Origin of the sequence: Crocosphaera sp. (assembly GCF_030064895.1) — a bacterium.
Taxonomy (GTDB): Bacteria; Cyanobacteriota; Cyanobacteriia; order Cyanobacteriales; family Microcystaceae; genus Crocosphaera.
Genome location: NZ_JASJEB010000146.1, coordinates 1 through 9,691 on the forward strand (window position 1 = coordinate 1; position 9,691 = coordinate 9,691).

Annotated in this window: 7 protein-coding genes; 5 read left to right on the forward strand and 2 right to left on the reverse strand. The window is 33.2% G+C overall.

Annotated elements, in window-relative coordinates:
• The first annotated feature begins 305 nt into the window (after window positions 1–305).
• The 4 genes from QNJ66_RS24635 (at window position 306) to QNJ66_RS24650 (ending at window position 5,011) form a co-directional block, all read left to right on the forward strand.
• Window positions 306–650 carry a hypothetical protein gene (locus tag QNJ66_RS24635; RefSeq protein WP_300511298.1) on the forward strand — a complete coding sequence of 115 codons (345 nt, stop codon included), beginning with the start codon at window positions 306–308 and terminating at the stop codon, window positions 648–650.
• 295 nt (window positions 651–945) lie between these two features.
• Window positions 946–3,114, forward strand: a complete 2,169-nt coding sequence (locus tag QNJ66_RS24640) for a hypothetical protein (protein WP_300511299.1) — start codon at window positions 946–948, stop codon at window positions 3,112–3,114.
• 207 nt (window positions 3,115–3,321) lie between these two features.
• Window positions 3,322–4,278: an ABC transporter permease gene (locus tag QNJ66_RS24645; protein WP_300511300.1), complete on the forward strand. Its 957-nt coding sequence runs from the start codon at window positions 3,322–3,324 to the stop codon at window positions 4,276–4,278.
• Window positions 4,279–4,501: 223 nt separating this feature from the next.
• On the forward strand, window positions 4,502–5,011 hold the full coding sequence (locus QNJ66_RS24650) for a hypothetical protein (protein ID WP_300511301.1): 510 nt from the start codon (window positions 4,502–4,504) through the stop codon (window positions 5,009–5,011).
• Window positions 5,012–5,433: 422 nt separating this feature from the next.
• Here QNJ66_RS24650 and petH read toward each other — a convergent pair whose 3' ends face one another.
• On the reverse strand, window positions 5,434–6,654 hold the full coding sequence (gene petH, locus QNJ66_RS24655) for a ferredoxin--NADP reductase (RefSeq protein WP_300511302.1): 1,221 nt from the start codon (window positions 6,652–6,654) through the stop codon (window positions 5,434–5,436).
• 459 nt (window positions 6,655–7,113) lie between these two features.
• Here petH and QNJ66_RS24660 point away from each other — a divergent pair, with 459 nt between their 5' ends.
• The gene (locus QNJ66_RS24660; RefSeq protein WP_300511303.1) at window positions 7,114–8,112 is read left to right on the forward strand and encodes a phosphoribulokinase; all 999 of its coding nucleotides are present in this window, start codon (window positions 7,114–7,116) and stop codon (window positions 8,110–8,112) included.
• A gap of 203 nt (window positions 8,113–8,315) precedes the next feature.
• Here QNJ66_RS24660 and QNJ66_RS24665 read toward each other — a convergent pair whose 3' ends face one another.
• Window positions 8,316–9,608 (reverse strand): hypothetical protein, encoded by a 1,293-nt coding sequence (locus tag QNJ66_RS24665; RefSeq protein ID WP_300511304.1) that lies wholly within the window; start codon window positions 9,606–9,608, stop codon window positions 8,316–8,318.
• Between the last annotated feature and the right edge of the window lie 83 nt (window positions 9,609–9,691).

Sequence of the window (9,691 nt, forward strand, 5' to 3'; positions counted from 1 at the left end):
AGGGCGTTTATCTTCTGAAGCCCTTAATAACTCAAATTATTTATCTAATGTTCAATTTGAATTATCTAGAGTAGATAATGATTAATTTTTAACTTCATTTGCCCATCACTGTAATAGACTAATATCCCTATTAATTTAAATCCTACTATTTTTTGCAAATTTTAAATAGTAGGATTTTTCTTGTTGTTAAAATATTCTCAGATAACTTAATAAACTCTTATTCTTAACTCAGAATTTAATAATATGCTTTTCAGGGAAGGCTCCCATACTAATAATAACAAAACAAAGCAACGGAGTTATTAATTATGAAAGGTTTAGTTATTGCTGGTTTATCTTCTCTTGTTTTAGGTGGTTTTTTCGCTCCTATTAATGCAACTGAAACAGTAGCAGTTAGGTCTAGTATTGAACAAAATAATACTGCTTATTTATCTCCCGTTAATTTAGTTAGTCATGGTAGAGGTGGTACTTTTAGTGAGCAAGGAATTCCAGGTTATGTTCGCTTTAGTTTAGGCATTAAATCTGGTAGAGTTAATGCTGAATCTTTAGTTAAGGCTGCCATTGAAGAAGGGCGTTTATCTTCTGAAGCCCTTAATAACTCAAATTATTTATCTAATGTTCAATTTGAATTATCCAGAGTAGATAATGATTGATTTTTAAGCGCATTTTCTCATCACTGTAACAGACTAATATATTATTCCTACTATTTTTTTGCAGATTGAAAATAGTAGGATTTTTGTATTTTTAATTGTCATTGTGAGGAACGAGGAAATCTATCTGAGTTAATTGTCATTCCGAAGGATAAGGACTCTCAATAACATCTTAATCATAATGGGTGGTGATATAGTTGTAAGAACAAAAAAGAAGTTTTAGTCCTATTTGCTCAAAAGTATCCTAAGCATTGTATAATTACTGAATCATCATTTTTTTAGAATCACTAATCTAGAAATGGCAAAACAATTTGAATTTGATCCTACCAATAATTTATATGCTTATTGTATAGAGGAATTAATTGACTTATGTAAAGCCAACAAAACTTTAGCCTATCAATACATAATACAAGGACGTATTGAACAATGGTTATTTGAGATAGGAGAAAAAGAAATAAGTGCGATAATTAGTCAAACAAAGCAAAAATTAATAGCTGACACAAGAATAAACAATGATGAAAGAGTAGATCAAATATGCGAGAAATTATTAGCAGAATTTAATCGTCGAAAATTTTTCGATGTATTAAACATAGATAAAGCAATAGAACTCACTTTAAAAGAATATGAGGCTTTGCGGGCTGAAATATTACAAAATGCTTCAGAAGTTAGCCAACTTATCTTATTAGGTTTAGCTGCTATATTTACGATAGCATCATTAGGTTTAGCTCCATTAGCTGGTTTTTTGACAGAGGAAGATATAGAAATAGCCGAACCTATAACCATTATTGAAACTCCTGTTTCACCCGATAGATCCGTACAAATTGGGAAAAAATTAGTTATTAACAATCCAACCATAACAAATAATGATCAACCGAGATTTACGATTACCAGAAAAACCGATTTTGAAGAAATTAAAGACGGAGGGATTTTCCCAAGTCTTGTTGTTATAAATTGGCTAATTCCCTCTCTTTGTTTATACTTAATATACCGATCGCTATATTCAATACGAAAAAATAAAATGATTGGTAGATATATAAGTAATAGGATAGAAAAAAAACTAATAAAACTAAGCCAAGAGAAAGCTACATATCTAAATTTTGATACAAAAGAAATAAAATACAAAGATCATTTAACTCACATATCTTGGGAAAATTACATAAAAAAAGATAATAGATATCTAGAACCTTTAGATGTTAATTTAATTTTCTGGCTATTTTCTTTTATTATAGGGATTTCTTTAATAGGAGGATTCTTTTTATGTTATAAGTACCAACTGATTACTTTTGACGTTTCTCAAGAGATTTTAAAATTTTATCAAAAGATTTTACAATTTTTAGAATCATCGGTATCGAAAATAGTAGTAGTAGTATTATTATTATTATTATTATTTGTACTTTTTGTGTTACATAGAGTAACTAGAATAATAGTCATACTTATAATTTCAATTCTGATGATAATATCAAAAATTTCACCTAAACCATCGGCATGGGTACTTTGGCTAACACCATTTGTTTTATCTGTAGTTTTTTTCATAGTTTTATTGCAAAAAACTATTTATGTTGCAAGTCTTAATGAACCTCAATTACAAAGAGACAGAAATTGGCACTTTAGTGTGAGAAAATGTTTTAAAATTTTCTTCGCAAGATTGAGATTTTGGTGTGATTTTATAACTGATATACGCCCGAAAAGAAAAGTTAATACAAGACTACATGACAAACGACTATTAAACAAAAAATTTTTTTCAGATAAAAATAAGATAAGGAATTTTATCCATTTACTAAATTTGCCACTACCACAATGGTTCATAAACTGGTTAAAACGAAAATTACCAATAACACCTTTAGACCAGACAAATATAAATGATCTGAGAACGCAATTACAAACCTCCCTCCAACGACTTGAAAATTTATTCAATAATCTTAAACTTAAACTAGATAATCTAACTCAGGCAGATACACTACCTAAGCAACAGAATGTTTTAAACAATATAAGAACAGAAATAACAAGGGATACGAATAATGAACGACGACAACTTCAAAGTCTAAAACAACAAATTGAGGGATTACCAAATCGTTTAGCCAGTAGATTAACCCCAGACCAAATGAATACATTAAAAGTAAATTTACGATATTCAATAGATAAAACATATTTGTTAAAAAATAAACTCAATCATTTCAGAACAAGTCTACAGAATACGAATAATGAATTAACAAATTTGTCTTTATTAGAATCCATAAAATTGGGTGATTTGTTAAGAAAAATGAATAATTTGCTAAATAAAATAGATAATTTTATATCCATAAATAAAACTAATATTGTTAATCATAATCAGATTTATCCAATCATTAATAGTCTTTTATTAGAAACATTGACTCTACAAAGTATAGATAGATGGAATAATCCAGAAATTATATTTGACAGTGTTTTTGAAGATGTTTTAGATGAGATGTGGAAAGAAGATGACTAAATATTGTTAAGGGATAGGTTAATTATCAGTGATTAAACTTTCAAGATATAATAGAATAAAAGCTACTCAAGTTATTATTAAGATAGTGATACTGACTTTACTATTAAGGAGATTCTTCGTACCTCGGAATGACAAATTAGGAATTTAGAATGTAGTATTAATATTTTTTTCATTATCCATTGTTCATTATCCATTGTCCATTATTAAATGACTCAATACCTAATTAAACGCTTATTAATCGCTATTCCTACCCTAATTGCTATTAGTTTAGTCCTCTTTACTATCTTAGCATTAGCACCAGGAGATCCCCTCGGAGAATTCGCCTCTAACCCTTCTATTACCGAAGAAGTTAGAGAAAATATCCGCAAAACTTTGGGACTAGATCAACCCATTCATATCCGTTATATTAAATGGTTTTTGGCCTTCATCAAGGGAGATTTAGGCTATTCTTTTACCAGTAGAAGTCCTGTATTAGAACTCATTTTACAACGTCTGCCAACAACCTTATGGGTAGTAGGAACAGCTTATATATTTAGTGTTTTAATTGCTTTTCCTTTAGGCATAATTTCTGCTATTAAACGCTATTCTTTATTAGATCAAATAATCACCAGCTTTGCTTTTTTAGGTTATTCCTTACCAACTTTTTTAACAGGATTATTATTAATTGTTATTTTTAGTGTGCAATTAAACTGGTTTCCTTTCATTTATAATAGCACCCTACAAATTACTAATTTATCGACTTTTATTGAACAAATAAAACAGTCTATAATGCCCATTACTGTCTTAGCATTGTATCAATCTGCTGTCTTAATGCGCTTCATTCGTTCCGCTATTTTAGACGAATTAACCCATGATTATGTTCGCACAGCACAAGCAAAAGGACTCAACAGTTTTGCTATACTAAAAAACCATATTATTCGTAATGCTTTAATCCCAGTTATAACATTAATTGCCCTAGATATTCCTACTATTTTTACTGGTGCATTAGTCACAGAACAAATATTTAGAGTCCCAGGAATTGGCGCATTATTAATCGATTCAATCCAAAGAAGTGACACCCCTGTAGTGATGGCTATTACCTTTATTTATGGCATTTTAATTGTTATTTTTAATGTTATTGCTGACCTAACTTATGGTTTTCTCGATCCTAGAGTAAGATATTAAAAAAGAATGGAGAATTGAGAATTTAATTTTTTCTTAATTACATTTCTAACCTATATTAATCTTCTCAACTCAGTAGTATCACCTTGGGGAACATTGATTTTTTAATGTTTAATTCAATGTTAGTTTATATTTTTGTTAAGTAAAGAAATTTATCAAAACCTGTGAATTATCAATCATTTATTCCAATAATATAGATAGGTCAGTAAAGGAGCCGATCCTAATTATGAACACTTTATCTAATCGTCGCTGGAAGTTTCTTAGCTGGACAACCGTTGTTATGTTTGCTTTAGGTTTCTGGCTAAGTAGTAGTATTCTTCTTGATTGTGTTGTTATTCCTGGTTTATCCTTATCAGGTATGATGAATCAGGGTGGTTTCGCTAGTGTAGGTTTTATTATTTTTGGATTATTTAACCGTATTGAATTAGTGTGTGCAGCCCTTGTTTTAACGGGATTTTTAATTTTCCGTCGCCATCATCTTCTTATTCATCTTCAGGAACGTTGGTCAATCATTTTAGCAAGTGTTTTACTCGGTATTGCTTTAATTTACACTTATTTTTTAACCCCAGAATTAAGTGGTTTTGGGTTAGAAATTAATGCTTTTTCCGCAACGAACACTATGCCTTCTATTATGATTCCCCTTCATTGGAGTTATTGGATATTAGAAGCAGTTAAGTTTGTTATTGGTGTTACCTTGCTACGCTGGTGTTATCGTGATTCCTGTGAATTAAGATAGATTAAATAATCAAAGTAAGTCATCATTTCCTCCCGTTGGGGGGATTTTGTTTATGTAATTAATTAATTTATCTTTAATATATTTGTAATCATATCAAATAACTCTTCAAATTCCTTGATCACAAATATACTCAGCATTATATAATTGGAGGTGGTTAAATCCAAAATTTAGATTTGAGGATGTTTTTGAAAATATTTTAGATGAGATGTGGAACAATCGCAACCAAAAAAGATAAAAATAAACTATTGTTAGTTAGAGAAAATTCTCACGACGTTGGCTTTTTTAGGAGTTTCTTTTTTGTCAACCCCAAAAATAAGATAGGACAATCTAGAAATTTTAAGATCATCAAAAGTCTATTTTAGATAAAAAAAAGGGTGAGACTTACCCACCCTTTGTTGCAATATTGGAGATAAGGTTGAAATTTAGTAAACTTCAACGTGCCAACGGTGTTCTTTTTTCAACTTCTTGACAAAATCAGACCATTCTACACCTTGTTGAGCGGCAAAAGGACTTAAACCTTCTTGGATACCGCTTTCCATCCCTTTAAGTCCACACATATAGAGGTGAGTCTTAGGATCTTGTAACATAGTCCATAACTTCTCAGCTTGTTCAGCTACACGGTGTTGAATATACATCTTACCGCCTTCGCTATTTTTCTGTTCCCGACTGATAGCGCAGGTTAACTCAAAGTTATCAGGATACTTAGCTTCAAGTTCTTCTAACTGCTCTTTGTAGAGAATATTTGCACTGTAAGGAACGCCAAAGATTAACCAAGCTTTACCCTTGAACTTATAATCTTCGTGCTGCTCATAGAACATCCGCCATAAGAAAGAACGGAAAGGAGCAATTCCTGTTCCAGTAGCTAACATAACGATGGTAGCATCTTCATCATCAGGAAGTAACATTTCCTTCCCTACAGGACCGGTAATAGCTACATCTGCACCCACTTCCAGATTACAGAGATGGGTGGAACAAACACCATAAACGGTTTCCTTGGTTTCAGGGTGTTCGTATTCTAACTGACGAACACATAGAGAAACAGTCTTATCATCTACTTTATCTCCATGACGGGTAGAAGCAATAGAGTAGAGTCTTAACTTATGGGGTTTACCCTTATCATCGGTTCCAGGAGGAACAATACCGATACTTTGTCCTTCCAAATAGTGGAGATCCCCACCAGAAATATCAAAAGTCAAGTGTTGAACAACACCACTACCACCTTCAGCAACTAAGGCATAATTTTCGACACATTTGCCAATATAGGGATTTTTGGGCTTATAAATATTAACAGGAACTTTCTTTTTCGCTTGAGTCATAGGTTTACTTTTTGCTTCCTTTTGGTTGCTTTGTTGTGGTTGAGCAACTCCAGACCCACCAGAAGGGGTAGAAGTGGACTTTAAAGGGGTTTCGGCATCCAAAGGATTGATACTGACAATACGACCACCCATACGGGTAATACGACGCATTTCCTGATTCATCCGTGCATAGGGAACGGTGATAAAGACGCTACCACTACGACGAATGGGATAGTTAAGACTGTCATTGTCTGTATTTTGACTTAACCCCACCACTTCATAGACAAACAAACGGCTTCCGTATGCTGTTGTCTGGCCAGAAGTTGCTGCTACGGCTGAACTGTACATCGATCTCTCCTAAAAATTATTTTGCACATCATAACTGCTCTATTTAGCCTACCATCGGCTGGTAATCTTCAATACACTGCTATTAATGGCTTAATCAGGAGGGAAACCTTAAATCAGACCAGTGCGTTTATAGAGCATAACCAAATTATCCCTAAAAATCTGTTAAACTTGCGTCAGTTTTATATTTTTTTCCAAGAACGGTTTGGAAAATATTAATTGATGAAAAGTTCTTTGCCTCTTGTGAAGAGTGATGTCGGTCTGGTAAAATCCATTGTCAGTATTTAATACGTATCTGGATCTTGCTAAGATTCGGTCAACTTTGGGCTGAAAAAAATAGAGTCACGACTCTGCAAAAAATTTTATCCAATTATTGACCAATTTTGCTCCCTTTATGGGAGACTTTAATCACAAGGTAACGAAACCGGGTTAACAATTCTGTTTTGCATTTAGAGGGAAATTATGACCACAAATTTAGATCGCGTGGTTCTTATTGCAGTTGCCGGAGACTCCGGTTGCGGTAAATCTACTTTTTTACGTCGTTTAACCGATTTATTTGGTGAAGAGTTTATGACTGTCATCTGTTTAGATGACTATCACAGTTTAGATCGTAAGGGAAGAAAAGCTGCTGGTGTAACGGCCTTAAACCCCAAAGCGAACAACTTTGATCTGATGTATGAGCAAATTAAAGCTTTAAAATCAGGTCAAGCTATTGATAAACCCATTTATAATCACGAAACTGGAGAACTAGATCCTCCTGAACGCATTGAACCTAATAAGGTTGTTGTTATTGAAGGATTACACCCTTTATTTGATGAAAGAGTCCGTGAATTAGTTGATTTTGGGGTTTATCTCGATATCAGTGATGAAGTTAAAATCAACTGGAAAATTCAACGGGATATGGCTGAAAGAGGACACACCTATGAAGATGTATTAGCCTCTATCAACGCTAGAAAACCTGACTTTAGTGCTTACATCGAACCCCAAAAACAACACGCTGATGTGGTAATTCAAGTCTTACCTACTCAGTTAATTGAAGACCACGAAAGCAAGTTATTACGAGTTCGTCTGGTTCAAAAAGAAGGTATTGCTAATTTTGAACCCGCTTACTTATTCGATGAAGGTTCTACCATTGATTGGCGGCCCTGTGGACGTAAATTAACTTGTGCTTATCCTGGTATCAAGATGTACTATGGTCCCGACAACTTCATGGGTAATGAGGTCTCTATGTTAGAAGTAGATGGTCAATTCGATAACCTTGAAGAAATGATCTACATCGAAAGTCATCTCAGTAAAACTGGAACCAAATATTATGGTGAGATGACCGAACTTTTACTACAACATAAAGATTATCCTGGTTCTACCAATGGAACCGGTTTATTCCAAGTTTTAGTTGGGTTAAAAATGAGAGAAACTTACGAAAAAATTACCGCAGCAGAACAAGTTCCTGCTCAAGTTTAATTATTCGTTTTAATTTATCTCAAAACCGTGAGAAGAGTAGTTTTTTCTCACGGTTTTTTGTAGAGTTTCGATGAAACATGGGATCATTCTCTTGGCATGAAATTAGGATGGCAATGATCTCAGCAAATATATTTTTATATTGCCTTTCTTGGCAACAGTACCAGATGTTTTCCCGAAACAATCTTTTAGTTTAATCAAAGTGTTTAAGCAGATTCAGAGTCCCATACTTCACGAACTGAATATTCAAATTGACTAATTTCAGCAGTGAGTGGCTCTATATCATTGACTATAAAATCACTAGCTTTTTGTGCCAACTCTTGCCTTTCTTCCTTAGCCATCATAAGGTTATCTTGGGAAATTTTGATCCGACTCTCTAGTTTTTCTTGCATCTTGTCCAGAGAATTAGAAAGGGCTACTGAATAAAAATTTTTAATAAGCGAAAGCTTCTCCTCCAAACTATTAAGAATTTCAGGCTGTTGTCTTTTGATTTCTTCATCAATATTTGAAATCAAACTCTTCTCAAGCTTAGATATGTATTCAGTTTTGTTTCTTGCCACTGTGCTTAAAATACTTATCACAACAAAGACTACAATTCCAACAATAGTACCGAAGCCAACAGCAACAATCTCCAAACCAACCAAGGCAGCACCAATACTAGCACCAATACCAACACCATTGACATAAGCCATGAAAAGTGTTAAGTAACGCTCATTCATAATACTTTGCATTTCTTTTTGAATGTCTTCTGTAAAGTATTCATCGAAGTCACTATTAAAATCACCCTTAAAGGCCGGAATTAGCTGATCCAGATTTTTTAGATATGTATTTTCTTTAAGTCCAAGTTGCTCCCATTTCTCTTTAAGAAGCTCTAAAACAGTGGTAACTCGGCTAAATATTGTTTCTTGGTACTTCTTATTAGTACTTAAACCTTGGAACCAACCAATAGTTTGTGTCTGAAACTCAGCTTCAAATTCATCAAGGAATATTGACTTACACCTCTCAGCTAATAATTCTATCTTAGGAATATCTTCTACATTTTTGAAAGGTAAATGATTAATGTTTTGGATTGTAAAGTTAGCGATGTCTATCATACTATTAATCCGTTGATCAATGAATAGATCACGTAAAATTCCACTCAGAGATGCCTCATCAGCAATTCTTTGTGCTGCTCTCTTTGCTGGAGAATTTACTAAGTCCACTCTTACACTATTCCAGAAATTACTAGCAAGAAAAGGCTCCCAAGCATCATCGATAAACTGGTCAATTGTGCGCTTACTATAATCTGTAAACTCTGTAAGCTGAGTTCTAGCCCTATCTGTTTCAGACCTAGCATCTGTTTCACTTTTCTGAGCGTGATTTTCCAGAAGTTTTAAACTAACCGTTGCATTATCTAGAACTTTTTTGATCGGAGAGCATCCTCTCTCAACAAGACAAGAGATAGCTTTATTGTTATAAGAGACTGTTTGTAAAGAAAAGATAAAGAAATTAGGCGGCACAGATTTGTGGTTATAAAACTATGGAATAAGTTTTTATGACAGTTTTATGAAGAGACGTTCTTATCCGTCAGATATAACAGATT